The organism is Arthrobacter sp. Leaf337 (genome assembly GCF_001423745.1).
GTDB lineage: Bacteria > Actinomycetota > Actinomycetes > Actinomycetales > Micrococcaceae > Arthrobacter.
In genome coordinates this window covers 23,535-47,559 of sequence record NZ_LMPC01000029.1, presented here as the reverse complement: position 1 = coordinate 47,559, position 24,025 = coordinate 23,535, and the positions used below count along the sequence as shown (strand labels likewise).

Here is a 24,025-nt window from a genome sequence, read left to right as displayed (position 1 = left end):
GTCAGATCCATGCATGCCGCCGTAGCGGCGGTTCGGTTCCGCCAGGGCGTTGCACGAGCACCTGGTTCACTCCGGTCAGGCCGTCCTCGAAACCCAGCGCGCTGGCGGCCATGTAGAGCCTCCAGATCCGTGCCCGCCCGGGGCTGGCGGTGCTGACGGCCTCATCCCAGTGCCGCTCCAGGTTTCGCACCCAGGCCCGGAGGGTCAGGGCATAGTGCCGGCGAAGCGCTTCGACGTCGAGCACTTCGAGTCCGCCGGACTCCAGCGCACCGATCATGTCCGCGAGGCTGAGCATTTCGCCGTCGGGGAAGACGTAGCGGGGTATAAACGAGTCCGGGTCCGGGCTCGTCGGACCCGCATTCCAGGAGATGGCGTGGTTTAGGAGCCGACCGCCGGGACGCAGCAGTCCGTGGAGCTGGGATACGTAGCGGGAAATCTGTTCGCGGCCCACGTGCTCGGACATGCCGATGGAGCTGATCGCATCAAACGGGCCATCGTCCACGTCACGGTAATCCTGGACCCGGATGTCCACGCGGTCTGTCAGGCCGGCGTCCGCCACACGTTTGCGGGCAAGCCCCGCCTGTTCGTTCGAAAGGGTCACCCCTACGACATCGACGCCGAAACGCTGGGCTGCGTGGAGGGCGAAACTGCCCCAGCCGCAGCCGACGTCCAATACGCGCATGCCGGGCCGCAGTCCCAGCTTCCGGCAGACCAGGTCGATTTTGGCTTCCTGGGCCGCTTCCAGGCTGTTCGGGCCCCCAGATTCGTCCGTTTGGTCGTTCCAGACAGCGCAGGAGTAGACCATTGAGGGACCCAGGACGAGGGCATAGAAGTCGTTGCCCACATCGTAGTGATGCGAGATCGCTGCGGCGTCGCGGCTCTTGGAGTGGCGCCGGCCGTGCCGGTGGATCTTGGATTCCTCCGGTGGCGGAGCAGGATTCGGACCAATCGCGCCGACCCTGACTGCGGTCTTGGCGAGTGTCCACGCTTCCTTTGCCGTCAGCGGCGGAAACGGCCCGGGCTCGGCGAACTTACCGGCCGAGCTCAGCGCCGCGAAGCTGGCGAAAACGTCCCCCGGCGCGTCGATGTCCCCGGCTACGTAAGCCCGGCTGAGGCCCAGTTGCCCGGGCGACCAAATGATACGTCGCAGGGCCCGCTTGGAGCGGAACTCGAGGACCGGGGCGTCCTCCGGACCTGCCTCCGAACCGTCCCAGGCGCGCAGCCTCAGCGGGATCCCTTCAGTGCCGAGGACTACGGCCAGTGCTTCGGCCAGCCGTGATGCCACACCCGTTGTCTTCGCCATGTGCATTGCCTCTCATCCAAACTGAAACTGCTGCCTGCCCGTTCCTCATCCATGGTGGCGTGAGCTCCCTGCCGGTCCCCACGCACCTGTGGTTGTTCAATCTATGGTGCAACTCCCGCCGGTGTCTTGGGCCTAACGACACCCCCTGACCTTCGGTCCAAAAACTGTCGACCCGCGCGCAAATTGGGAGGAGGATTAAAGGGCATTCACTATGAGGAGGTCAGGGATGTGCTATCCGTATAACAAGGACTTCCGGAGGGACATTCGGAAAGAGGACTCGAGGGAACCTGAGAAGCAGCCCGAGCCACGCGTCGAGGCGAAGGACTTCAAGTTCTGGGCCTTCCCGCGCCGGGAACGGAAGTTCACAGGTTCAGAGCCGGTGGTGGACCGCACCCCCGAGAAGGTCTAACGGAACCTGGACAAAGAAACAAGAAAAAGGCCCCGCTTTGCGGGGCCTTTTCTGTGGGCACTGGCTTCGTGGGGCTCCAGCCTAAAGGTCTTCCTTGGAGAGCGCCTTGGTCTCAGCCGGGGTGGACCGGCCCAAACGTTCGTCGAGTGCAACCCGCAGCCTTGCTGCGGCCACCTGGACCCTGTGCTCCGAAGGGGTCAGTTGCTTATCGCGGGACGCGGAGACGTGACGGGGTGTCCGGGATTTCTTTTGTTCCGGTGTGCTGGTGCTCATGGCCTTCCCTCCTCCGTTCGGTCCGTGCTCGTTGTTCCATTGTCGCCGATTGGTTCCGCGGAGTCCACGGCGTCGACGTCCTCGTCCCACGTGCCGTCGCCGCCGTTGGCCTCGGTCACCGATTGCCACGCAATATCCAGCAGCTCAAGCTCTTCTTCCCGGGCGAGGTCGCTCCGTGCGAGTACCGCAAGCGATGCCAGGCCAAGGGCCTTGGCATCCTCGTCGCCGTCGAGGGCCTTATCCAGTGCCCACTGCGTGCGTTTCCACCACTCGGCCCGGTCGTCGGCCCGTGTCCTTTGCCTGAGTGCCTGCGCGTCCGCCAGAGCTTTTTGCCGCAGGGTCCGCCAGCCGATGAAAGCGGCAAGGACGGCACCGGCCAGGACCGCCAGCGGCCCCAGTGCGGCAACGATCTGCCACCACTCGGCAGGGGCCGAAAGCGCAGCTTCAAGGGGGGCAGGGGACAACGTCACATGTCCAGCCTAGGCCTTGGACGCCTGCCGGGCCGGCATTTTGGAAGCTGCAGCAGCGAGTCTCCTGACCCGTCGCGCCATTGGCCGGTACCGTTTATTTGGGGGTGCATGACATGGAGAACGGAGTTACGGACCGGCTGTGGGACAAGGCCGTGCAGGAGTTCATAGCCGCCTGCCGGCAGGAGAAGCTGAGCGACATTGCATTGACCAATGAAGGCCTGGACAACGGGCAGCAGCTGGCCGTGTCCGCCACGTATCTGTCCAGGAAAGGTCGCAGCGTGCCCGTCGGATTCCGATGGACGGCTGCAGAGTCCGGCCTCGCGGCCGAAATCTACGTGGGTAAGGCCAAAGCCCCCGCCGGCCTGGAGCTTGACGGACTGTTCAGGCTCGCGTTGCGAGCCGGCCTGCGGATGGAGCGGCGGCATGTCGCCTTTGCGCTCCTCGCGGTCACAGACATTCACTCAACGGCCGACGGCGTCCGCGGCCGCCTTGAGCTTGAGTACCTGAAGACGCTTGCCGGCGAAGGATCAGTTACACAGGCGCGGGACCTGACCCTGCAGACGCTCAACGATCTCGCGTACCTCTACGGCTCCCGCTCGGCATACGGCACGCCCTAGGCCCCGCCCTGGGCTTGTTGCGGACGGCGGCACTAAGCCCGACTGGCCTGCTGTGACGGGCGGCACCCCCACGCCTGCCAGGTCAGTGTCCGCTGCGGCGATAGCCTGAGCTGGACTCCGTATCAATGAAGGACAAGACGATTCCACGCCGCAGTTCCAAAGCACTGACCCTTGTGACAGCCGTTGTACTACTGGGAGGCCTGGCCGGCTGCGGCGCCGCGGAGTCCGCCGGAACCGCGATCGCGGAAGCCCTCCGCAGCGCCGCACCTTCTGTTGACGGGAAAAATTCGGCCGCACAGCCGGCCACGGACCCCGATGAGATTACTGCCGCCATCGCCCGGCTCGCTTCCATCCCGGTGAAGGGGCGCGCTCCGAAGACCGGCTACAGCCGCGACCGGTTCGGTCCCGCCTGGGCTGACACCGACCACAACGGCTGCGACACACGCAACGACATCCTGGCCCGGGACCTGACCGGAGAGACGTTCAAACCCGGCACTCACGACTGCGTAGTTGCCACCGGAACCCTGGCTGACAGATACACCGGCAAGACAATCCGGTTTGTCCGCGGCGCGGACACCAGCTCGGCTGTCCAGATAGACCACATCGTTCCGCTGTCCCTGGCCTGGCAGACCGGGGCACAGCAGATCAGCGACGACCAGCGCCAGGAGTTCGCCAACGATCCCCTGAACCTCATGGCCGCCGACGGTCCTTCCAACATGGCCAAGTCCGACAAGGATGCCGCCACCTGGCTTCCGCCGAACAAGGCCTTCAGATGCGAATATACGGCCCGGATCACCGCGGTGAAGGCAAAGTACAAGCTTTGGGTCACCCCGCCCGAGCACGACGCGATCCAGGGCGTCCTGACCGACTGCGCGTGATCCCGGGCGATGGTCCCGTTCCATCACCGGTACTTTTGACTCTGGGGATCGTCCCTCCACAGCATCACACTGGTGCAATGAGTGTGGTGCTGACACTGGTTCCCCCGGTCGAACGCAACGTGGGCACCAACCGGGCCCTGCATCCGGACCGTCCCTGGATCCGCTTGGTGCGTGGCGGGGCCGGACTGGCCATGCTCGCCGCCCTCGCCCAGGAGCTCTTCGACGCGACGCAGCCGGGCAACTCCGTCGACATTCCCCAGCTCATCTCCCAGTTCACGTTCCAGTCGAACCTCGTCCTTGGGCTCGTGCTGCTTGTGTCGGCCGCACGCCCGCGGGTGAGGCTACCGCCGTGGTGGGATCACCTCATCGGGGCTCTCGCGTTCTACCTGGTGATGACGGGCATGATCTACGTGGTGCTCGTGGCACCGCCCGACGAGCCGTGGTGGACGCTGGACATGTACTGGCCGTGGATGATCACCCACCGCGTCGCACCGGTTGTCGCGGCGCTCGATTGGCTCGTCGTCACCCGCACCGTCCGTGGTCCGTGGCAGCGGCCCCTCCTGTGGCTCTGCTACCCGGTCGCATTCCTGATCTTCTCGTGGGTGCGCGGCGCCCTCGCCGGCTGGTATCCCTACGACTTCCTGGACCCGAGGCTCGACGGCGGCTGGCCGGCAGTGATCGCCACGAGCGCCCAGGTGCTCGCAGCGTTCCTCATAGCCGGGGTGCTCGTGCATCTGGCCGGCAACGCCCGGGTAGGCCTCGCCCGCGAGGCCGGAAATGAACCCCATGCCTAGTCACCACTCCTGGCCAACCCGACTCGGGGTCATGCTCGTGGCCGTGCCCGCGCTGTTCCTCGCCGCGTGCTCCCAGCCTGCGGGCCAAAGCGGGCAGGCCTCGTCGCCTGGCCCCACCTCCGGCACGGGCATCCCGGCCTGCAATCTCATCACCCCGGAGATTTCGGCGAAGGTCGAACCCGGGCTCATGCCCGCGGGCCAGAACAGCCCCGCCAGGCCGCCAGGCAGCAAGGCGTACCTGTGCACCTATTCGAGCAAGTCAAAAGAGGGAGGTCTGACGGCCCTGTCGGTGGCACTCACGTCTCCCGCGTCGGCCGCCGACATCTCCAAAGCCAAGTCGACGCCCGATTGCTCACCCGTCACCGGCATCGGCGACTTCGCATGCCTGCAGTGGACGGGATACTTCCGGGGTGAGGCCGGCGGCGCTTCCGCGAATGTCGTCCTCACAGCAGTCCGTGGCAACGAGACCCTCGAGATGCCCTACGTGGCATCACCGCCCATGGCCGGTTCCGACGTCCCGGACGGTGACGCGATGGCCCGCGCGCTCTCGCAGGCTGCAGTGGACGCCGGCTGGGGCAACGGCGCTGCACTCAGCGTCCCCGCCGCTCCGCCGGCGGGTTAGCCGCGGGCGGGTCATCACGATGCCGGCATGTTTCAGGAGCTATCGTCATGCCATCATGCGCGCGACATCACCCAAAAAAACCCCCGGAATCCTTGGATTCCGGGGGTTTTCCCTTGTGCGCGGAGGGGGACTTGAACCCCCACCCCCTTTCGAGGACTAGCACCTCAAGCTAGCGCGTCTGCCATTCCGCCACCCGCGCAGGTGGTAATTCGGAGATCGTTTCCGCCTTTCAGCGTTTTGGATTTCTCCGAAGCAGCGAGAAAGACTCTAGCACGACTTTTCCGGAAACAAATAATCGAGGGTTGGAGGAGGCTTGTAGGTAGGCTGAAACCAGCAATCAGGCCGCCCCCACGAGGAGTGAAACATGACTGAAGTACGCCCCGAGGATGAAGTTGTCAGGATCTGCCAGGAACTGATCCGGATCGACACTTCGAACTACGGCGACGGAACAGGACCGGGGGAGCGTGCGGCCGCGGAATACACCGCGGGCCTCATCACCGAAGTGGGGCTGGACGCGGAGATTTTCGAATCGGCGCCCTGCCGCGCGAACGTTGTCACGCGGATTGCGGGCGAGGACCCCTCGGCCAGCGCCCTGGTGGTTCACGGGCACTTGGACGTTGTACCTGCACTGCGGGAACAGTGGTCAGTGGATCCCTTCGGAGCCGAGCTCAAGGACGGCCTGATCTGGGGCCGCGGAGCCGTGGACATGAAGGACATGGACGCCATGATCCTCTCCGTCATGCGGAACTTTGCCCGGACCGGGCGCAAGCCAAAGCGGGACCTGATCTTCGCGTTCTTCGCCGACGAGGAGGCGGGCGGTACCTACGGCGCCCGCTACGCCGTCGAGAAGCGTCCCGAACTCTTCGACGGCGCCACCGAGGCGATCTCTGAAGTCGGAGGCTTCTCCGCCACCATTGGCGGCCAACGCACGTACCTCCTGCAAACCGCGGAAAAGGGGCTCTCCTGGCTGCGGCTGGTGGCCCACGGCCGGGCGGGCCACGGTTCGCAGATCAACACCGATAACGCCGTGACACGCCTCGCCAGTGCCGTGTCCCGCATCGGCGAGTACAAGTGGCCGGTAGAGCTGACGCCGACCACCCGGCAGTTCCTCGACGGCGTGACGGAACTCACGGGCGTGGAATTCGATCCGGACGATCCGGAGAAGCTTCTCAAGGAGCTCGGAACCGTGGCGCGCTTCGTGGGCGCCACGCTGCAGAACACCACCAACCCGACGCTCCTCAAAGGCGGGTACAAGCACAACGTCATTCCCGAGTCGGCCGAGGCCCTGGTGGATTGCCGGACGCTTCCGGGGCAGGAACAGCAGGTGCTTGAGATCGTCAGGGAACTGGCAGGCAAAGGTGTAGAGGTGTCATACGTCCACAACGACGTGTCCCTTGAGGTGCCGTTTGCCGGCAACCTCGTGGACTCCATGATTGACGCCCTGCACGCCGAGGATCCCGGCGCCAAGGTCCTTCCCTATACGCTGTCCGGTGGTACTGACAACAAGTCCCTGAGCAGGCTGGGTATCACCGGGTACGGCTTTGCTCCGCTCCAGCTCCCGGACGAGCTCGATTTCACCGGCATGTTCCACGGCGTGGACGAACGGGTCCCCGCAGACTCACTCAAATTCGGCGCCAGGGTGCTGGACAGGCTGCTGACCACCTACTGAACCATGCCCTGTTCCCAAACCACAGAAAGCTGACCTAAGCCAGGCCATGACACCGGACCAGATCCTCACCGAGCCCCTGCTGGAACGCATCCGGGGCCGTGCCGCACACTACGATCGGGAGAACTCGTTCTTCACAGAGGATCTGGAGGAACTCACCGCAGCGGGATACCTCAAGATTTTTGTGCCAGCTTCCGACGGCGGTCTGGGCCTTGGGCTTGCGGCGGCAGCGCAGCTGCAACGGAAGCTGGCGACGGCGGCCCCCGCCACCGCGCTGGCGGTCAACATGCATCTGGTGTGGACCGGCGTCGCCCATGTGCTGGCAGCCCGCGGTGATTCGTCTCTGGACTTTGTCCTCCAGGAGGCCGCGCAGGGGGAGATCTTCGCTTTCGGGAATTCGGAGGCAGGCAACGACTCGGTGCTGTTCGATTCACGGACTGTGGCCACCCCGCATGCCGACGGCAGTTACAGCTTCACCGGGCGGAAGATCTTCACCAGCCTCTCTCCGGCGTGGACCAGGCTCGGGATCTTCGGCAAGGACAATTCGGCCCGGGCAGGCGAAGGCGAACTCGTCCACGGATTCATCTCCAGGGACACCGCCGGCTACGAAATCCTTGACGACTGGGACACCTTGGGTATGAGGGCCAGCCAGTCGAACACCACGGTGCTGGACGGCGCTGTGGTGCCCGCGGACCGGATCTTCCGGAAACTTCCGGTGGGACCGAACGCGGACCCGCTGATTTTCGCGATCTTCGCCTGCTTCGAGACCCTGCTGGCCGCGGTCTACACCGGCCTGGGAGAACGTGCACTGGAGCTGGGCGTCGACGCCGTCAAACGCCGGACGTCCTTCAAGAATGACGGGCGGAGTTACGCCCAGGATCCTGACATCCGCTGGAAGGTGGCGGAGGCCGCCATGGCGATGGACGCCCTATATCCCCGGCTGGCCGAACTCTCCCGCGACGTTGATGGCCTGGCGGATCACGGCGGCCAGTGGTTTCCCAAGCTCGTTGGCCTCAAGGTCCAGGCTACGGAAACTGCGCGCACGGTGGTGGACCTGGCAATCCGGGTCTCCGGAGGCTCCAGCTACTTCCGGGGGACTGAACTCGAACGGCTCTACCGCGACGTGCTCGCCGGGATGTTCCACCCCTCGGACGACGAGTCGGCGCACAACACCGTGGCCAATGCCTGGCTGGGGCCATTGGAGACGCCATAGCACCGGCCGTGCTGAATTGCGCCGGCACTACTAATCGGGGGGCCGGGCGCTACACCGTCCGCTGGACCTGAATGACTTTCCGGCGGAGCCAGAAGCGCCGTCCGCCGCCCAGATAGAGGACGCTGCGCTCCAGTTCCCATTTGCCGTACTCGGAGTGTTCAACCAGGCGCCGCCGGGCTTCCGGCAGCGAATCGTCAGGGCTGACCGTCAGTACGAGGTACTCGTACTGCCTCGCGTAGTCCCGCTCCCGCTGGACTGAACTGCTCAGAAAATGTTCTTTCATTGCTCTCCATTTTCGTCCATTTCCGACTAACGTGAAGTCATGAGCATCGATCCGCGTGTCGCGCTTCAGTCCCTGACCACAGCCCTTGAAGAACACCTGATCGCAGCCTCCGCCCGGCGGGGTGAAGGAGACCCAACGGTCGAAGCGGCGTTCTTTGCCGTTGCTGATGCCTTCGAAGTCTATGACGATTCACTCTACGAGGCCTACGGCGAAGTGACTCCGCTGGAGGTTATCGACGATGTGGATGACGACGACGAGCAGGATGCCGAGGACGACGAGGACCTCGAAATCGTCCAGGACTGACTACGGGCGCCGGCCCGCCCCAATGCTCACTAGTCGGACTGCCTACTCCGGCGCGGAAACGTCTTCCAGCGCCCGGGCGATTTCCGCAGGAACGTGAGTCAGTTGCGCGTCCAGGATCTCCTTGAGCTGCACGGGGGACCTGGCCCCCACGATTGCGGTGGCCACGCCGTGCTGCGACAGCAGCCAGCTCAGGGCAACATCGACCGGTGACCGGCCGAGTCCCCGCGCGGCCATCGCCACGGCCTCCACAATCCTGGACGCAGGCTGCCCCAGATACGGCTCCACGTAGCTGGCCAGCCTCTTCTGCGACGCCCGCGAATCCGCAGGAATGTGCCCGCGGTACTTGCCGCTCAGCACTCCGCGGCCCAGGGGTGCCCAGGCAAACAAGCCCAGGCCGGCGTCCTCGATGGCCGGAATGAGCTCGGATTCAGGCTTGCGTTGGAGCAACGAGTACTCCGACTGGCTTGCCACCAGCGGGAAGCCGGCCACCGCCGCGGCCTTGGCCGTCTGCCACCCTGTGAAGTTCGACACACCGGCATACCGGGCGCGGCCTGTGCGCACGGCAAATTCCAGGGCCGACAGCGTCTCCTCGAGGGGGACGTTGGCATCCCACGCCTGCGCAAACCAGATGTCGACATAGTCGGTGCCGAGCCGGGCGAGGCTGGCATCGAGCCCGGACAACATCCCGTTACGGGAGGTATCGACGCTCCGCCGGCCGTCCGACGTCGAAATTCCCGCCTTGGTGGAAATCACCACCTCCGACCGGGACACGACGTCGCCAAGCATGGACCCCAGGAGGGCCTCCGCCTGGCCGTCGGCGTAGGACGCGGCAGTGTCGATCAGGGTTCCGCCGGCGTCAACGAACGAACGCAGCAGTTCGGAGGCGTCCTGCTCATCCGTCTCCCGTGCCCACGACATGGTTCCAAGGGAGAGTGAGGACACGCGCAACCCACTGTTGCCGACATAACGCTGCTGCATAGCAGTTAGCTTACGGGGATTCACCCGGGTCCATGACGTAGGGTCTATAAACGTGAACTGGTTTGAAGCGGCCCTGCTGGGTCTTGTCCAAGGGCTGACCGAATTCCTCCCGATTTCCTCAAGCGCCCACCTGCGCATCGTCGGTTCGTTCCTTCCCAATGCGGCGGACCCGGGAGCAGCGTTTACGGCCATCACGCAGCTCGGAACCGAGACTGCGGTGATCATCTACTTCTGGCGCGACATCGTCCGGATCGTCAAGGCCTGGTTCGGCTCCCTGACGCGGCGCGTGCCGTCCGACGACCCGGATGCCCGCATGGGCTGGCTGGTCATCCTGGGCAGCCTTCCCATCATCGTCCTCGGCCTGATCTTCCAGGACCAGATTGAGTCCGTCCTCCGCAGCCTCTGGATCGTGGCCACCATGCTCATCGTCTTCGGCCTCATCCTCGCCGTGGCGGATGCTGTAGGCCGCCAGGAGCGCGACCTGACGAACCTGACGTACAAGCACGGCATCCTCTACGGGTTCGCGCAGGCGATGGCGCTTATCCCCGGCGTGTCGCGCTCCGGCGGAACCATTACGGCCGGCCTGCTGATGGGATACACCCGCGAAGCGGCGGCCCGGTATTCGTTCCTCCTCGCCATTCCGGCAGTGTTCGGTAGCGGACTCTACCAGCTGTACAAGGTCGTATCCAAGGAAGGGATCACGGGCCCCTTCGGCCTGCCGGAAACAGCCTTGGCCACCGTGATAGCCCTCGTTGTTGGCTACGTGATCATCGGCTGGTTCCTGAAGTTCGTCTCCACCCGCAGCTACCGGCTCTTCGTCTGGTACCGCATCTTCCTGGGGCTGGCGCTGTACTTACTGCTCGGTTTCAATGTCATCAGCGCCTAGCACTAGGCTTGGTCTGTGAAATCCTGGATCTCCCGCCCTGTCCCTCAGCTACCGGGCCGAATGCCCGCTGTTCGGATTTTCGACACCGCCGAGGGGGCCTACAGCACCCTGGCGGCGACCGGTGAGCAATCACTTTATGTCTGCGGAATCACCCCGTATGACGCCACCCACATGGGGCACGCGGCCAGCTATGTCGCCTTCGACCTGCTGAACCGTGCGTGGCGGGACGGCGGCCAGCGCGTCGCCTATGTCCAGAACGTGACCGACGTCGACGACCCCCTGCTCGAGCGGGCAACGGCCACGGGCGTGGACTGGCGCGACCTTGCCGCGAGCCAGATCGACCTCTTCCAGACCGACATGGCGGCCCTGAACGTTTTGGCGCCGGACCACTACGTGGGGGCGGTCGAAGCCATCCCGGAAATCGTTCCCGCGATCGAGCGCCTCCTGCACCTGGGCCTGGCCTACCGCGTCGCCGGCACTGCCGGTGAGCCGGACGGCGACGTCTATTACGACGTCGAGGCCGCCAGCAAGCAGTCAGCAGACGCCGGGGCCTGGACACTGGGATCGGTGTCCGGGCTCTCCGAAACCGAGATGCTTGAACTCTTCGCCGAACGTGGCGGCGACCCCGGCCGCGGAGGCAAGCGGCAGGCCCTTGACCCGCTGCTTTGGCGGGTGGCCCGTGCCGGGGAACCCAGCTGGCCCGGCGGCGAACTGGGGGAGGGCCGGCCCGGCTGGCACATTGAGTGCACGGTCATCGCGCAGAAATACCTTCCTGCACCGTTCACCGTGCAGGGTGGCGGATCAGACCTGATCTTCCCGCACCACGAGATGGGCGCAGGCCACGCCTATTCGCTGGCCGGGGTTCCCTTGGCACAGCACTTCGCCCACGCCGGAATGGTGGGACTCGACGGCGAAAAGATGAGCAAGTCCAAGGGAAACCTGGTGCTGGTATCCAAACTCCGGGCTGCCGGCGAGGAACCCGCGGCCATCCGCCTCGCAATCCTCGCCCACCACTACCGCGCTGACTGGTCGTGGACGGACGCCGGCTTCGCCGAAGCAAAGGCCAGGCTGGAGGAGTGGCGCAGCGCCCTGACAATGGCCCCGCAAGGATCAGCCGCGGCCCTTATCGCCGAAATGCGGGCCCAGCTCGCGGACGACCTCAATGCCCCCGGCGCACTCTCGGCCGTGGACCGCTGGGCCGCCGACGCGCGGAAGCGGTCGGCTGCCGGCTCGCCGATGGACCAGGCGCTGGTCAGTGACGCCGTTAACGCACTGCTCGGCGTCGAACTCTAGACCTCGCCAGGCCCTACTGTTTGTCCTTGCCGCGGCGCTTGAGGTACCGCTCGAATTCGCGGGCAATCGACTCCCCGCTTGCTTCGGGAAGGTCCGCGGTGTCCTTGGCCTCTTCCAGTTGCCGCACGTAAGCAGCAATCTCCGGGTCTTCCGTGGCGAGCTCATCCACCCCGCGCTCCCAGGCATCCGCCTCTTCCGCAAGTTCGTGCGTATCGAGCGGCACCTGGAGCAATTCCTCAATCCGGTGAAGGAGGGCGAGCTGCGCCTTGGGCGAGGGGGCCTGGGCGACGTAGTGCGGTACCGCCGCCCAGAGGGACACGGTCGGCAGCCCCGCAAGCAGCGCCACTTCCGAGAGCACGCCGACAATACCCACCGGTCCCTCGTACTGAGACGCCTCCAGGTTCATCCGTTCCCGCAGCGCGCTGTCGTCCGTGGACGTGCTTACCGGGATCGGACGGCTGTGGGGCACGTCGGCGAGCAGGGCGCCCACCAGAATGACGTAGTCCACGTGCAGCGCCTCGGCATGGACCAGCAGCTCAGCCGTGTAGGCCCGCCACTTGTAGGACGGCTCCGTGCCCTGGACAAAGATCACATCGACATTCGCGTCCGGGGCACTGGCCTTGTAGATCCGCGTGGACGGCCATTTGATTTTGCGTTCCCCGGATGAGGTACGGCGGATGGTGGGCCTAGTGAACTGGAAGTCGTAATATTCGTCGGCGTCAATCGAGGCCACCTTCTTGCCGCCCCACAGTTTGTTCAGGTAGCGCAGGGCGTCGCTCGCTGCTTCACCGGCATCGTTCCACCCCTCGAAGGCGGCGAGCATTACAGTGATGCGCTGGCCTTCTGGCACGGGCTGCAGCAGCCGTTCCGGCTCGGGCGTGGCACCCGGTTCGCTGGTGTCTCCGTCGAAGCTATTCATTTCTTCACCCTACGTCCAAGACCCCGCCGGGTGCATGGAATGAAGCGCCACAAATCTTCGGCGGGCCGCATCCGTACCGCGCCACACCGCAGTGTCCCGCAGGATATTCGCCAAGGGCGTACTGCCCGCTTGCTCCGGATGTCAGCACCGTAGACTTGGAGCCATGCGATCCTCAGCCTCCCAGCCCCTTCTCAAAGCCGCTTTATGGGACATGGATGGCACCATCGTCGACACCGAACCGTACTGGATCGAAGCGGAGCATGCGCTCGTCGCAGCCCATGGCGGGCAGTGGTCCCATGCCCAGGCCATGCAGCTGGTGGGACAGTCCCTGGTTTTCTCCGCCGGCGTTCTCCAGAAAGCCGGAGTCAAGCTTGAGGCCCGGGAGATCATCGACTCACTGACAGCCCAGGTCGTCAGCAAAGTCCGCAAGTCCGTTCCGTGGCGGCCGGGAGCCCGTGAATTGCTGGACCAGCTCCACGAGGAAGGTGTCCGGTGCGCCCTGGTGACGATGTCCGAAGGGCCCCTGGCGCGCGAGGTGGTCGCGGCGCTGCCGAAGCCTTACTTCGAATTCCTGGTCACCGGGGACACCGTCACCCACGGCAAGCCCCACCCCGAGGCTTACCTGAAAGCAGTTGAACTTCTGCAACAGGAAGACCCCGCGCTCACCATCCACGACTGTGTGGCGCTGGAAGACTCAGCACCGGGAGTTGCCGCTGCCATGGCCTCGGGAGTGGTCACCGTGGCGATCCCGCACATCGTTCCGCTGCCCGCCGACCCCGCCCGGGCCACCTGGCATTCCTTGGAAGGACGCACCGTGAGCGACCTGCAGCAGCTGGTGGCCCGCCGGGGCGACTTCCCGGCCGGGGACATCGGCCTCGAGGATGCAGCAGTCCGGAGCCACGGCCTTGACTGAACCTACGCGCGGCGGGGACCCGAAGGCACCCAACGGCCGCAGGGAAGGCATATCACTGGGGCGCATCGCAGGGATCCGGGTGGTCCTGGCTTATTCGTGGTTCATCATCGCCGCGTTCACGGTGATTGTTTACGGACCTGTGCTCGAAGGGCAATACCCGGACATGGGCATCGCAGCCTACTACGTGGCGTTCGCCTATGCACTGCTCCTGCTCATCTCAGTCCTGGTCCATGAGCTCGCGCACGCCCTGACGGCCAAGATCTTCCACTGGCCCACGGAGAAGATCGTACTCAACCTCTGGGGCGGCCACACCCAGTTCGAGGGTTTTACCGCCACGCCCGGACGCTCGGTGCTGGTGGCCATGGCCGGGCCTGCTGCGAACTTGGCCCTGGCCGGCGCCGGCTGGCTGTTCATCCTCGCCGCGGACCCCTCCGGTGTGGCGGGCATCCTGTCCAACATCTTTGTCTGGGCGAACATGCTCATCGGCATCTTCAACGTCCTCCCCGGCCTTCCCCTCGACGGCGGCCGCTTGGTAGAGTCCGCCGTCTGGAAAGCCACGGGAAGCCAGGAAAAGGGCACCGTGGCCGCAGGCTGGGCAGGCCGGATCATCGTCATTGGCCTCGCTGTCTGGTTCGTCCTGCTTCCGCTGGCGCGCGGTGACCGCCCCGACGTGTCGCTGATGCTCATCACGGTACTGGTGGGCAGCTTCCTCTGGATGGGGGCCTCGGCTTCCATCCAGCACGGACGGCTCCGCAGCCGGCTGCATCTCGTCAACGCCGCCGCCCTCGCCGAACCGGCCATCGGAATCCCGGAATCCTCCACCGTGGCCGACATCCTTCGGCTGTCCCCCCAGGGAACTCCGGTCATTGTCCTGTGCGGACCGGACGGACGGCCCGCGGGAATCGTCTCCGATGTCGCCGTCGCCTCCGTTCCTGCGGGGTCGGCAGCAGTGACGCCGGCAACCGCGGTCTCGCACGCCCTCGGAGCAGGCGCCTACGTGCCCGAGTGGTCCCAGGGCCAGGAATTGGTGCAGTTCCTCGCCCAGCTCGAAGGACAGGAGTACGCAGTGGTCGATCACCACGGCAGGGTGACCGGCCTGCTCCGCCAATCCGCCGTAGTGACTGCCATTACAGGCAAGGAAATGCGCCGCGGCGGGCGCGCCAAGGCGCGGAACCGGTAGAGTTACCTGCCGGTCGTGAAATAACGGCGCCCCGGGCCCGGCGACTGGTGCCAGGCCATCCTGATGCACGGCCACACAGGTTTACAAAAGCGAGGAATATCCCATGAGCAGCGAAACTGCCGCCAACAACATCACGCCGGTCGACACCGCAGACGCCGCCGGCACCACCGGGGCAACGCCGGTGGGCGCTGCCCGGCGTCGCGGACCGTTCCGCGAGGGCGAACGTGTGCAGCTGACTGACGAGCGCGGCCGGATGAACACCATCACCCTGGAGGCCGGGGGAGCATTCCACACCCACCGGGGCTTCCTCAACCACGATGAAATCATCGGCAAGGTGGACGGTTCAGTGGTCACCAACAACGTGGGCCAGCAGTACCAGACCCTGCGCCCGCTGCTCTCGGACTTCGTGCTGTCCATGCCCCGCGGAGCTGCTGTGGTGTACCCCAAGGACGCCGGCCAGATCGTCACCATGGCGGACATCTTCCCCGGCGCCCGCGTGGTGGAGGCCGGCGTAGGTTCAGGCGCGTTGTCGATTTCGCTGCTGCGCGCCGTCGGAGACAACGGCTACCTGCATTCCTTCGAACGCCGCGAGGAATTCGCGGACATCGCCCGCGGCAACGTGGAAACGATCTTCGGCGGCCCGCACCCCGCCTGGAAGATTTCCCTCGGCGACTTCCAGGAGGAAGTGGTCCGCAGCGAAGCTCCCGGTTCAGTGGACCGCGTGGTGCTGGACATGCTGGCACCGTGGGAATGCCTCGACGCGGTTGCCACGGTCCTTGCCCCCGGCGGTGTCTGGATCAACTACGTGGCAACCGTGACGCAGCTGTCCAGGACGGCGGAGGCCATCCGTGCCGACGGCCGCTTCACCGAGCCCGATGCCTGGGAATCCATGGTCCGCGGCTGGCACCTGGAAGGCCTGGCTGTGCGGCCGGACCACCGCATGGTCGCCCACACCGGCTTCCTGCTGGTTACGCGCAGGCTCGCGGACGGCGTCACCGGCATCTCGGTGAAGCGGCGGCCGTCCAAGACCGACTTCAACGAAGAGGACGTCAATGCCTGGACTCCGGGCGCAGTGGGGGAGCGGCTCGTCTCGGACAAGAAACTCCGCCGCGCTGCCCGCGATGCAATTGCCGGAACCAATGTGAAGGACGATCCGGAGGTCACGAACTAGTCCGTATTTCGGATGTCTCCAGCAGTACCCGGCTTCTTGGGGCTATGGTCTTAATAGAAGCGCAGGAAGGGGCTGATGCATGATGGAAACTCCGAACAACGACTCCTCATGGACACCGGACGAAGCCGCAGGGGCTGTGGAACCTGAGAATGCCCGCTATGTGGCAAACGAACTCTCAGTTGCAGACCGGCAGGTGAACATCCTCCGGGACAAACTGCGGCACATAGACCGCCAGCTTGCTGCCGCGACGCAGAACAATTCAAAACTGGTGGGCATGCTGGAAACCGCGAAGGCGGAAATCCTGCGTCTTAAGAACGCCCTGGACCAGGAGGGCCAGCCGCCCTACAGCTTTGGCACCATTCTGCAGCTGAACCCCAAACGGCAGCCCACTGCCGGCAACAGCGGGCAGGCCGCCACGGAAGAGTCGGTGGATATCTTCAACGCCGGCCGCAAAATGCGCGTCGGCGTGAGCCCTCTGGTGAACATGAACCAGCTGGCCGTGGGGCAGGAAGTCCTCCTCAACGAAGCCCTGCTGGTGGTGGCCGGACTCGGTTACGAACGCGCCGGAGAACTGGTCACGCTCAAGGAAATGCTGGGCACGGACCGTGCCCTGGTGGTGGGTCGCGCTGACGAGGAGCGCGTCATCCGCCTGTCGGGGGCATTGATGTCGGAAAAGCTCCGCGTCGGCGACGCCCTCTCCATCGATTCCCGGACAGGGTATGCCCTTGAGAAGGTTCCGCGCTCCGAGGTGGAGAACCTGGTGCTCGAAGAGGTCCCGGACATTACGTACGAGGACATCGGCGGCCTGGGCCCGCAGATTGAGCAGATCCGGGATGCCGTTGAACTGCCGTTCCTGCACCCGGACCTCTACCGCGAACACGGACTGAAGGCTCCCAAGGGAATCCTCCTCTACGGTCCGCCCGGATGCGGCAAGACGCTCATCGCCAAGGCGGTGGCCAATTCGCTGGCCGCACGGGCAGCCGAGCGGACCGGCAACGTGGACCTGAAGAGCTACTTCCTCAACATCAAGGGCCCGGAACTGCTGGACAAATACGTGGGCGAAACGGAGCGGCACATCCGCCTGATCTTCTCTCGAGCACGGGAGAAGGCATCGGACGGCAGCCCCGTCGTCGTGTTCTTTGACGAGATGGATTCGCTGTTCCGCACCCGCGGCACCGGCATTTCTTCCGACGTCGAAACCACCATCGTGCCCCAGCTCCTGAGCGAGATCGACGGTGTTGAACGCCTGGACAACGTGATTGTCATCGGCGCGTCCAACCGAGAGGACATGATCGACCCGGCCATCCTTCGCCCCGGCCGGCTGGACGTCAAGGTCAAGATCCAGCGTCCGGATGCGGAGGCCGCCGCCGACATCTTCTACAAGTACATCACCACGGACCTCCCGTTCCACGAGTCCGATCTCGCCGAACACGGCGGCGACGTACAGGAAACCGTCGATGCCATGATCCAGCGCACCGTTGAAGCGATGTACTCCACCGAGAAGTCCAACGAGTACCTCGAGGTGACCTACGCCAACGGGGATACCGAGATGCTCTACTTCAAGGACTTCAACTCCGGCGCCGTTGTGCAGAACGTGGTGGACCGTGCCAAGAAGTACGCCATCAAGGACCTTCTGACCACGCAGCAAAAGGGCCTCCGCATCGACCACCTGCTGCGCGCCGTCGTCGACGAATTCCGTGAACATGAGGACATGCCCAACACCACCAATCCGGATGACTGGGCACGCATCTCAGGCAAGAAGGGTGAGCGCATCACCTACATCCGCACCATCGTCCAGGGCAAGGCAGGACAGGAGCCCGGTAAATCCATCGAGACAATGCCCAACACGGGCCAGTACCTGTGACGCCTCGCCGCGACGGGCTACCAGGGGGGCCGCTGCCGGTAGGCGGCGCCATGCGGGTGATGGGATCGGAGACGGAATACGGCATCCATGCCCCATCCGCCCCGGGCGCCAATGCCACGATGATGTCCGCCCGCGTGATCCAGGCTTACGCCCAGCTGACCCGGCAGCGCGCCGCCGGCGGCGCCGAAACCCGGTGGGACTACACCGATGAGGAGCCGCTGCACGATGCCCGCGGCTGGACGCTGGAGCGGAACCAGGCGGATCCCAGCCAGCTGACGGACCAGCCGCCGGTCCTTGACGCCGAAGCGGTGGCGCTGGCCTACGGACGGCAAGAACTGGAGCAGGACGGCGAGGACGAAACCGGCTCGCTCCTGATGAACATGGTGCTGGGCAACGGCGCGCGCTTGTACGTCGACCACGCGCATCCTGAGTATTCCAGCCCTGAGGTCACGAGTCCCACGGATGCGGTCGCCTGGGACGCCGCCGGGGACGTCGTTGCACTCTCCGCGGTGCGCAGAATGGCGACCGATCCGCAGCTGCCGCCGGTGAACCTCTACAAGAACAACACCGACAACAAATCAGTGTCCTACGGCTCGCACGAGAACTACCTCATGCCGCGAGTGGTCCCTTTTGGCGACATCGTCCGCGGGCTGACGCCGTTCTTTATCACGCGTCAGGTCATGTGCGGCGCCGGCCGCGTGGGCCTTGGACAGGACAGCTCCCGGCCGGGGTACCAGATCAGCCAGCGGGCCGACTTCTTCGAGGCGGAGGTAGGCCTGGAGACCACCATCCGCCGGCCCATCATCAACACGCGGGATGAGCCGCACGCCACGGCGGACAAGTACCGCCGGCTGCATGTGATCATCGGAGATGCGAACCTCAGCCAGGTGGCCAACTACCTGAAGTTCGGCACCACGGCAATGGTGCTCAGCCTGATCGAGGCCGGGCTGGCACCCCGCATCGAGGTCCACGAGCCGGTAGCTGCCCTCCAGACCGTCAGCCACGACACCTCGCTGACGGCCACCCTCCGGCTCCTGGATGGACGACGGGTCACGGCCCTGGACCTGCAGTGGATCTATTACGAAGCCGCCGCCAAGCTCGCCCAGGACACCGGAGTGGGCGATGCCGTGGACGGAGACGGCCATACCCACGCCCTCCTGGAACGCTGGGCGGCAACACTGACCGATCTCGACAGCAACCGAACCGCCGCTGCCTCGTCCGTGGAGTGGCTGGCCAAGCTTTCCCTGCTGGACGGATACCGGCAGCGGGACGGACTGGAGTGGAACGACGCCCGGCTGGGGCTTGTGGACCTGCAGTGGGCCGACGTCCGGCCGGAAAAGGGGCTGTACCACCGGATGCTCGCCCGGGGCCGCATGGACAGGATCGTCGACGACGAAACGATCGCCCGTGCGGTCACGGAACCGCCGTCGGACACGCGCGCCTATTTCCGGGGGCGCTGCGTCAGCAACTTCAGCAAAGACGTTGTCGGCGCCAGCTGGGACTCGGTAATCTTCGATGTCCCCGGCCACGGACGCCTCCAGCGAGTGCCTACCCGCGAGCCGTTGAGGGGCACGGAAGCCCTCACCGGAGGCCTGTTCGCGAGGCACAGGGACGCCGGATCGTTCCTGGCCGAATTGCTGGGACAAACTCCGCCTCCGCCACCGGCATAAAGCACCCCACCACGGCTTAAGGCGTGGCAATATGGGCTTACAGGATGTCCCCTCTCATCGGGGACGGATAGAAGGAGAAGGAAATGGCAGGCCAGGAGCAGCAGCAGCCGCAGTCACGCGATGACGAATTCGAAGACGACGCCCCCGCCACGCCGCCCGCATCCGGGGACGCCCAGGCATCGGCAGCCACCCAGGGTGTGGACGATCTTCTTGACGAAATCGACGGCGTACTCGAATCCAACGCCGAAGAATTCGTCCGGGCCTTCGTCCAAAAAGGCGGCCAATAGGGCCCAGGCTGCCACCGCCTGAACCGAAGGGACGGCAGCCCGGACGGCCGAAGAGACGTTGACCCACCACGTTGAAGGAGTGCATCAGTGCAGGACACCACAGCCAACCAGGTAGCTGCCAACGCGACGTCATCATTCACTGAACACCTCCAACGCAACAGGCCCGGCTTACTTCCCTTCAACCAGCCGCTGCCTGCAGCTTCCGCCGGTTCACAGCCGCTGCAGGTGCCGCACGCCACCACCATCGTCTCGCTGACGTACGGCGGCGGTGTCCTCATGGCCGGCGACCGGCGCGCCACAATGGGGAACGTCATCGCGAGCAGGCACATTGAAAAAGTCTTCCCGGCCGACCGGTACTCGGTGCTGGGAATTGCGGGCACCGCAGGCATCGCGATCGACCTGACGCGGTTGTTCCAGGTGGAACTGGAACACTACGAAAAGATCGAAGGAACGCTGCTGAGCCTCGAGGGCAAGGCCAACCGGCTCGGCGCAATGATCCGCGGAAACCTGCCGATGGCCATGCAGGGCCTGGCCGTGGTGCCGCTCTTCGCCGGCTTCGACCTGCCGGCGGGCATCGGCCGCCTGTTTTCCTACGACGTCACCGGCGGACGATATGAGGAGCAGGAACACCATGCCGTGGGTTCCGGTTCCATGTTTGCCCGGGGAGCCCTGAAGAAACTCTGGCGGCCGGGACTTACCGAGGACGAAGCGGTCGCTGTCGCCGTGGAAGCCCTCTACGACGCCGCGGATGACGACTCGGCAACTGGCGGGCCGGACCCCGTCCGGCAATTGTGGCCGGTTGTCTACACCGTGGGCCGGACAGGCGCCAGGCGCATCCCCGAGCATGATCTGGCTGCCGTAGCGGGCGCCATCATCGAGGCCAGAACTGCCGCACGGCGGGAGGCCTGATATGACTCAACAGTTTTATGTTTCGCCCGAACAACTGATGAAGGACCGTGCGGATTTCGCACGGAAGGGAATTGCCCGGGGCCGCTCCGTCGTGGTGATCAGCTGTGAAGAGGGGATTGCCCTCGTCGCGGAGAATCCGTCGCCGTCGCTGCACAAAATCGGCGAGATCTACGACAAAATCGCTTTCGCCGCCGTCGGCAAGTACAACGAGTTCGAGAGCCTGCGCCAGGCGGGTGTCCGGTACGCGGATGTCCGCGGCTACTCCTATGACCGGGAAGACGTCACCGCCAGGGGACTGGCCAGCGTCTATGCGCAAAGCCTCGGCGCCGTGTTTACGGCCGAACAGAAGCCGTTCGAAGTTGAGCTTGCTGTTGCGGAAGTCGGGGGCAGTGCGGCGGACGACCACCTGTACCGGCTGACGTTCGACGGGTCAATCGCTGACGAAAAGCGCTTTATCGTGATGGGCGGCCAGGCCGACAAAGTCGCCGAGACCGTCGAGGGCGGATGGCAGCGGGAACTGAACTTCGCCGGTGCCATCAGGCTCGCTATGAAGGGGCTCGTCACGGACAAGGAGGCCGGCGAATTGCCGGCGTCAGCATTGGAAGTGGCGGTACTGGACCGCGCCTCAGAGAGCACCCGGGGATCCCGGCGGGCTTTCCGGCGCCTCGGCGACGACGAAATCGCCGCCCTGTTGTCTGAGGAGAACTGAAATGGACAAGCGAATTTTCGGCATTGAAACCGAGTTCGGGATCTCATACTCGAGCCCCGACTCGCGTCCGCTCGCACCTGAGGAGGTGGCACGCTACCTCTTCCGCAAGGTGGTCAGTTGGGGACGTTCATCCAATGTCTTCTTGACCAACGGTTCCCGGCTGTACCTCGATGTGGGGTCCCACCCCGAGTATGCAACCGCCGAATGTGATGACCTGGCGCAGTTGATCGCCCATGACCGCGCAGGCGAATTGATCCTGGACGACCTCGTGGACGAGGCACAGGAACGACTTGCCGCCGAAGGTTTCAACGGCACGGTCTACCTGTTCAAGAACAACACTGACTCCGCAGGCAATTCCTACGGCAGCCATGAGAACTACCTCATACCCCGCCGCGGGGAATTCTCGAGGCTGGCGGAGATCCTGATTCCCTTCCTGGTGACGCGCCAGCTCATCGCCGGGGCCGGAAAGATCCTGAAGACCCCGCACGGCGCCACCTTCGCCTTTTCACAGCGCGCGGACCACATCTGGGAAGGCGTTTCTTCGGCCACCACCCGGTCGCGGCCCATCATCAACACCCGGGACGAGCCCCACGCAGACGCGGAATTCTACCGCCGCCTGCACGTGATCGTGGGTGACTCCAACATGTCCGAAACCACGGCCCTGATGAAAGTCGGCACCGTGGACCTGATCCTTCGGATGATCGAGGCTGGCGTGATCATGCGGGACATGCGGATGGAGAATCCGATCCGCAGCATCCGTGAGATCTCCCACGATCTCAGTGGCAGGGCGCTCATCCGCCTTGCCAACGGACGGCAGTTGACGGCGCTGGAGATCCAGCGCGAGTACCTGAACAAAGTCACGTCCTTCGTCGCTGAAAACGGCGCACACAACCAGCACGTGCCCCTCATCCTGGACCTTTGGGAACGGACGCTCACTGCCATTGAGAGCGGGGACACCAGCACGATCGACACCGAGATCGACTGGGCCATCAAGAAGAAGCTGATGGACAGCTACCGTAACCGGCACGGACTCGGGCTGGACGCTCCGAGGATCGCCCAGCTGGACCTCACCTACCACGACATTTCGCGCACGCGCGGCCTCTACTACCTGCTGCAGTCCAGGGGAGCCGTCCGCCGGGTGGTGGATGACACAGCCGTCAAGGACGCCGTCGATGCGCCGCCGCAGACCACCCGTGCCAAGCTCCGCGGCGACTTTGTCCGCCGTGCCCAGGAACTGGGCCGCGACTACACGGTTGACTGGGTGCATCTGAAGCTGAACGACCGGGCCCACCAGACCATCCTGTGCAAGGATCCGTTCCGCAACGTGGACGAACGCGTGGACGCCCTGCTGGACTCTATGGGCTGATACCCAGCTTCAGGGGCTATTCTGGATGGGGCCGTTTATCCGGCCCCGACTGCGTTGCCGCGCGCACCACTCGCGGCATCGCATCCATCTTGCCCCGACGAAAGTTCTTACGTGCGCCGACTACTAGCAATTCTCATTCCCGGACTGCTGCTTATCACCGCCTGCGGCGGATCGCCTGCAGCCCCGGAGCCCACCAGCCAGTCTGCTGGCGAGACCGCCAAGCTCGACTCCCTGAAGCTTACGGATAACGGGGACAAGAAGGCACCCGGCGTCGAATTCGACAAGCCTCTGGACGTGAAGGAACCCACCGTCAAGGTGGTCACCGAGGGTGACGGAGAGCGCCTGAAGGCCAACCAGATCGCCGACATCTCGATTCTCGCCGTCAGCGGCAAGGACGGCAGCACCCTTGAGGACACCTTCGCCAAGGACCCCGAGCCGCTTGAGCTGAACGACGCCCTCAAGACCGGCAACGCCGTGATCTACAACGCGTTTGTGGGCGCCAAAATAGGCTCGCAGCTTGCCCTCGCCGTGCCGGGCCAGGCCGCCGCGGAAGGCGCCGAGGCCGGCCCCACGCAGCTGCTTGTTGTGAAGGTGCTCTCCGCCAAGGACGCCCCTAAGGTGCTGGACAAGCCGGAGGGTGAGACGGTCACGCCGCCTGCCGGACTCCCGACCGTCAAGGAAAACGACAAAGGAATCCCGGAGATCTCTGTTGACGGTGTGAAGGCACCCACTGAGCTGGTGTCCCAGGATCTCATCAAGGGGACCGGCCCGGCGGTCAAGGAAACCGATACCCTGACCGTCAACTACGTGGGTGTCACCCTGAACGGGGGCACGAAGTTCGATTCCAGCTTTGACCGCGGCGAAAAGGCCAGCTTCCCGCTGACCGGCGTCATCAAGGGCTGGACGCAGGGCCTGGCCGGCAAGAACGTAGGCTCCCGGGTCCTCCTCGTGATTCCGAAGGACCTTGCTTACGGTGATGCCGGACAGGGCGAAGCCAAGGGCGACCTCGTGTTCGTCGTCGATATCCTCGGCGTCAAATAAGCCACTCA

Annotated in this window: 26 protein-coding genes and 1 tRNA gene; 20 read left to right on the top strand and 7 right to left on the bottom strand. The window is 64.9% G+C overall.

Going from position 1 to position 24,025, the window contains the following annotated elements; translation table 11 throughout:
- Position 1 precedes the first annotated feature (1 nt).
- Positions 2–1,303: an SAM-dependent methyltransferase gene (locus tag ASF98_RS19920; RefSeq protein ID WP_055806616.1), complete on the bottom strand. Its 1,302-nt coding sequence runs from the start codon at positions 1,301–1,303 to the stop codon at positions 2–4.
- A 226-nt stretch (positions 1,304–1,529) separates the two neighbouring features.
- Here ASF98_RS19920 and ASF98_RS19915 point away from each other — a divergent pair, with 226 nt between their 5' ends.
- A complete protein-coding gene (locus ASF98_RS19915; protein WP_028269234.1) occupies positions 1,530–1,712 on the top strand; it encodes a hypothetical protein in 183 nt (60 codons plus the stop codon).
- Positions 1,713–1,793: 81 nt separating this feature from the next.
- Here ASF98_RS19915 and ASF98_RS19910 read toward each other — a convergent pair whose 3' ends face one another.
- Complete coding sequence (locus ASF98_RS19910) at positions 1,794–1,985, bottom strand: hypothetical protein (RefSeq protein ID WP_055805752.1); 192 nt, start codon at positions 1,983–1,985, stop codon at positions 1,794–1,796.
- Positions 1,982–2,455, bottom strand: a complete 474-nt coding sequence (locus ASF98_RS19905) for a hypothetical protein (protein WP_055805749.1) — start codon at positions 2,453–2,455, stop codon at positions 1,982–1,984. Before ASF98_RS19905 ends, ASF98_RS19910 begins: the two co-directional genes overlap by 4 nt.
- Positions 2,456–2,568: 113 nt before the next feature.
- Here ASF98_RS19905 and ASF98_RS19900 point away from each other — a divergent pair, with 113 nt between their 5' ends.
- The 4 genes from ASF98_RS19900 to ASF98_RS19885 all read left to right on the top strand — a co-directional run bounded on the left by ASF98_RS19900 (position 2,569) and on the right by ASF98_RS19885 (position 5,366).
- Positions 2,569–3,072 (top strand): hypothetical protein, encoded by a 504-nt coding sequence (locus tag ASF98_RS19900; protein WP_055805744.1) that lies wholly within the window; start codon positions 2,569–2,571, stop codon positions 3,070–3,072.
- Between the two features lie 125 nt (positions 3,073–3,197).
- Positions 3,198–3,950: an HNH endonuclease family protein gene (locus tag ASF98_RS19895; RefSeq protein ID WP_055805741.1), complete on the top strand. Its 753-nt coding sequence runs from the start codon at positions 3,198–3,200 to the stop codon at positions 3,948–3,950.
- Positions 3,951–4,027: 77 nt separating this feature from the next.
- A complete protein-coding gene (locus tag ASF98_RS19890; RefSeq protein ID WP_055805739.1) occupies positions 4,028–4,744 on the top strand; it encodes a Pr6Pr family membrane protein in 717 nt (238 codons plus the stop codon).
- Complete coding sequence (locus tag ASF98_RS19885; protein ID WP_200939415.1) at positions 4,737–5,366, top strand: hypothetical protein; 630 nt, start codon at positions 4,737–4,739, stop codon at positions 5,364–5,366. The genes ASF98_RS19890 and ASF98_RS19885 overlap by 8 nt, the downstream gene beginning before the upstream one ends.
- A 116-nt stretch (positions 5,367–5,482) precedes the next feature.
- Here ASF98_RS19885 and ASF98_RS19880 read toward each other — a convergent pair.
- Positions 5,483–5,565: transfer RNA gene (locus ASF98_RS19880), tRNA-Leu, on the bottom strand.
- Positions 5,566–5,730: 165 nt separating this feature from the next.
- Here ASF98_RS19880 and ASF98_RS19875 point away from each other — a divergent pair.
- Both ASF98_RS19875 and ASF98_RS19870 read left to right on the top strand, forming a co-directional pair.
- Positions 5,731–7,035: a M20/M25/M40 family metallo-hydrolase gene (locus tag ASF98_RS19875; RefSeq protein ID WP_055805735.1), complete on the top strand. Its 1,305-nt coding sequence runs from the start codon at positions 5,731–5,733 to the stop codon at positions 7,033–7,035.
- 46 nt (positions 7,036–7,081) lie between these two features.
- A complete protein-coding gene (locus tag ASF98_RS19870) occupies positions 7,082–8,245 on the top strand; it encodes an acyl-CoA dehydrogenase family protein (protein ID WP_055805733.1) in 1,164 nt (387 codons plus the stop codon).
- A 49-nt stretch (positions 8,246–8,294) separates the two neighbouring features.
- On the opposite strand, the gene ASF98_RS19865 is transcribed toward ASF98_RS19870, so the two are convergent.
- Positions 8,295–8,528 carry a DUF5703 family protein gene (locus ASF98_RS19865; protein WP_055805730.1) on the bottom strand — a complete coding sequence of 78 codons (234 nt, stop codon included), beginning with the start codon at positions 8,526–8,528 and terminating at the stop codon, positions 8,295–8,297.
- 39 nt (positions 8,529–8,567) lie between these two features.
- Between ASF98_RS19865 and ASF98_RS19860 the strand changes: the two genes are divergently transcribed.
- Positions 8,568–8,831 carry a hypothetical protein gene (locus ASF98_RS19860; RefSeq protein WP_055805727.1) on the top strand — a complete coding sequence of 88 codons (264 nt, stop codon included), beginning with the start codon at positions 8,568–8,570 and terminating at the stop codon, positions 8,829–8,831.
- A 42-nt stretch (positions 8,832–8,873) separates the two neighbouring features.
- On the opposite strand, the gene ASF98_RS19855 is transcribed toward ASF98_RS19860, so the two are convergent.
- The gene (locus tag ASF98_RS19855; protein ID WP_028269223.1) at positions 8,874–9,809 is read right to left on the bottom strand and encodes an aldo/keto reductase; all 936 of its coding nucleotides are present in this window, start codon (positions 9,807–9,809) and stop codon (positions 8,874–8,876) included.
- A 52-nt stretch (positions 9,810–9,861) separates the two neighbouring features.
- Between ASF98_RS19855 and ASF98_RS19850 the strand changes: the two genes are divergently transcribed.
- Positions 9,862–10,695, top strand: coding sequence for an undecaprenyl-diphosphate phosphatase (locus tag ASF98_RS19850; protein ID WP_055805723.1), 834 nt, complete (start codon positions 9,862–9,864; stop codon positions 10,693–10,695).
- Positions 10,696–10,710: 15 nt separating this feature from the next.
- Positions 10,711–11,988, top strand: coding sequence for a cysteine--1-D-myo-inosityl 2-amino-2-deoxy-alpha-D-glucopyranoside ligase (gene mshC, locus ASF98_RS19845; RefSeq protein ID WP_055805720.1), 1,278 nt, complete (start codon positions 10,711–10,713; stop codon positions 11,986–11,988).
- A gap of 13 nt (positions 11,989–12,001) precedes the next feature.
- On the opposite strand, the gene ASF98_RS19840 is transcribed toward mshC, so the two are convergent.
- Positions 12,002–12,907: a PAC2 family protein gene (locus ASF98_RS19840; protein WP_028269220.1), complete on the bottom strand. Its 906-nt coding sequence runs from the start codon at positions 12,905–12,907 to the stop codon at positions 12,002–12,004.
- A gap of 163 nt (positions 12,908–13,070) precedes the next feature.
- Between ASF98_RS19840 and ASF98_RS19835 the strand changes: the two genes are divergently transcribed.
- The 10 genes from ASF98_RS19835 to ASF98_RS19790 all read left to right on the top strand — a co-directional run bounded on the left by ASF98_RS19835 (position 13,071) and on the right by ASF98_RS19790 (position 24,017).
- The gene (locus ASF98_RS19835) at positions 13,071–13,820 is read left to right on the top strand and encodes an HAD family hydrolase (protein WP_055805717.1); all 750 of its coding nucleotides are present in this window, start codon (positions 13,071–13,073) and stop codon (positions 13,818–13,820) included.
- The gene (locus ASF98_RS19830; RefSeq protein ID WP_235506095.1) at positions 13,789–15,000 is read left to right on the top strand and encodes a site-2 protease family protein; all 1,212 of its coding nucleotides are present in this window, start codon (positions 13,789–13,791) and stop codon (positions 14,998–15,000) included. The genes ASF98_RS19835 and ASF98_RS19830 overlap by 32 nt, the downstream gene beginning before the upstream one ends.
- Before the next feature lie 103 nt (positions 15,001–15,103).
- Positions 15,104–16,171, top strand: a complete 1,068-nt coding sequence (locus ASF98_RS19825) for a tRNA (adenine-N1)-methyltransferase (protein WP_055805714.1) — start codon at positions 15,104–15,106, stop codon at positions 16,169–16,171.
- 82 nt (positions 16,172–16,253) lie between these two features.
- Entirely contained in the window at positions 16,254–18,035 is a 1,782-nt protein-coding gene (arc, locus tag ASF98_RS19820; RefSeq protein WP_028269216.1) for a proteasome ATPase, read from the top strand.
- Between the two features lie 50 nt (positions 18,036–18,085).
- Positions 18,086–19,705 (top strand): depupylase/deamidase Dop, encoded by a 1,620-nt coding sequence (gene dop, locus ASF98_RS19815; RefSeq protein WP_055805712.1) that lies wholly within the window; start codon positions 18,086–18,088, stop codon positions 19,703–19,705.
- 83 nt (positions 19,706–19,788) lie between these two features.
- On the top strand, positions 19,789–19,992 hold the full coding sequence (locus ASF98_RS19810; protein WP_028269214.1) for a ubiquitin-like protein Pup: 204 nt from the start codon (positions 19,789–19,791) through the stop codon (positions 19,990–19,992).
- Between the two features lie 87 nt (positions 19,993–20,079).
- Positions 20,080–20,901 (top strand): proteasome subunit beta, encoded by an 822-nt coding sequence (gene prcB, locus ASF98_RS19805; RefSeq protein ID WP_055805709.1) that lies wholly within the window; start codon positions 20,080–20,082, stop codon positions 20,899–20,901.
- 1 nt (position 20,902) lies between these two features.
- A complete protein-coding gene (prcA, locus tag ASF98_RS19800; protein WP_055805706.1) occupies positions 20,903–21,610 on the top strand; it encodes a proteasome subunit alpha in 708 nt (235 codons plus the stop codon).
- Position 21,611: 1 nt separating this feature from the next.
- Positions 21,612–22,976 (top strand): Pup--protein ligase, encoded by a 1,365-nt coding sequence (gene pafA, locus ASF98_RS19795; protein ID WP_028269211.1) that lies wholly within the window; start codon positions 21,612–21,614, stop codon positions 22,974–22,976.
- Between the two features lie 111 nt (positions 22,977–23,087).
- Positions 23,088–24,017, top strand: a complete 930-nt coding sequence (locus ASF98_RS19790) for an FKBP-type peptidyl-prolyl cis-trans isomerase (protein ID WP_055805705.1) — start codon at positions 23,088–23,090, stop codon at positions 24,015–24,017.
- Positions 24,018–24,025: the final 8 nt, after the last annotated feature.

What these genes read in the sequence shown, in the direction of transcription:
- ASF98_RS19920 (WP_055806616.1), bottom strand. Translation starts at nt 1,303, where the DNA reads ATGGCGAAGACAACGGGTGTGGCATCACGGCTGGCCGAAGCACTGGCC.
- ASF98_RS19915 (WP_028269234.1), top strand. Translation starts at nt 1,530, where the DNA reads ATGTGCTATCCGTATAACAAGGACTTCCGGAGGGACATTCGGAAAGAG.
- ASF98_RS19910 (WP_055805752.1), bottom strand. Translation starts at nt 1,985, where the DNA reads ATGAGCACCAGCACACCGGAACAAAAGAAATCCCGGACACCCCGTCAC.
- ASF98_RS19900 (WP_055805744.1), top strand. Translation starts at nt 2,569, where the DNA reads ATGGAGAACGGAGTTACGGACCGGCTGTGGGACAAGGCCGTGCAGGAG.
- ASF98_RS19895 (WP_055805741.1), top strand. Translation starts at nt 3,198, where the DNA reads ATGAAGGACAAGACGATTCCACGCCGCAGTTCCAAAGCACTGACCCTT.
- ASF98_RS19890 (WP_055805739.1), top strand. Translation starts at nt 4,028, where the DNA reads ATGAGTGTGGTGCTGACACTGGTTCCCCCGGTCGAACGCAACGTGGGC.
- ASF98_RS19885 (WP_200939415.1), top strand. Translation starts at nt 4,737, where the DNA reads ATGCCTAGTCACCACTCCTGGCCAACCCGACTCGGGGTCATGCTCGTG.
- ASF98_RS19875 (WP_055805735.1), top strand. Translation starts at nt 5,731, where the DNA reads ATGACTGAAGTACGCCCCGAGGATGAAGTTGTCAGGATCTGCCAGGAA.
- ASF98_RS19870 (WP_055805733.1), top strand. Translation starts at nt 7,082, where the DNA reads ATGACACCGGACCAGATCCTCACCGAGCCCCTGCTGGAACGCATCCGG.
- ASF98_RS19865 (WP_055805730.1), bottom strand. Translation starts at nt 8,528, where the DNA reads ATGAAAGAACATTTTCTGAGCAGTTCAGTCCAGCGGGAGCGGGACTAC.
- ASF98_RS19860 (WP_055805727.1), top strand. Translation starts at nt 8,568, where the DNA reads ATGAGCATCGATCCGCGTGTCGCGCTTCAGTCCCTGACCACAGCCCTT.
- ASF98_RS19855 (WP_028269223.1), bottom strand. Translation starts at nt 9,809, where the DNA reads ATGCAGCAGCGTTATGTCGGCAACAGTGGGTTGCGCGTGTCCTCACTC.
- ASF98_RS19840 (WP_028269220.1), bottom strand. Translation starts at nt 12,907, where the DNA reads ATGAATAGCTTCGACGGAGACACCAGCGAACCGGGTGCCACGCCCGAG.
- ASF98_RS19835 (WP_055805717.1), top strand. Translation starts at nt 13,071, where the DNA reads ATGCGATCCTCAGCCTCCCAGCCCCTTCTCAAAGCCGCTTTATGGGAC.
- ASF98_RS19830 (WP_235506095.1), top strand. Translation starts at nt 13,789, where the DNA reads ATGCAGCAGTCCGGAGCCACGGCCTTGACTGAACCTACGCGCGGCGGG.
- ASF98_RS19825 (WP_055805714.1), top strand. Translation starts at nt 15,104, where the DNA reads ATGAGCAGCGAAACTGCCGCCAACAACATCACGCCGGTCGACACCGCA.
- arc (WP_028269216.1), top strand. Translation starts at nt 16,254, where the DNA reads ATGGAAACTCCGAACAACGACTCCTCATGGACACCGGACGAAGCCGCA.
- dop (WP_055805712.1), top strand. Translation starts at nt 18,086, where the DNA reads ATGCGGGTGATGGGATCGGAGACGGAATACGGCATCCATGCCCCATCC.
- ASF98_RS19810 (WP_028269214.1), top strand. Translation starts at nt 19,789, where the DNA reads ATGGCAGGCCAGGAGCAGCAGCAGCCGCAGTCACGCGATGACGAATTC.
- prcA (WP_055805706.1), top strand. Translation starts at nt 20,903, where the DNA reads ATGACTCAACAGTTTTATGTTTCGCCCGAACAACTGATGAAGGACCGT.
- pafA (WP_028269211.1), top strand. Translation starts at nt 21,612, where the DNA reads ATGGACAAGCGAATTTTCGGCATTGAAACCGAGTTCGGGATCTCATAC.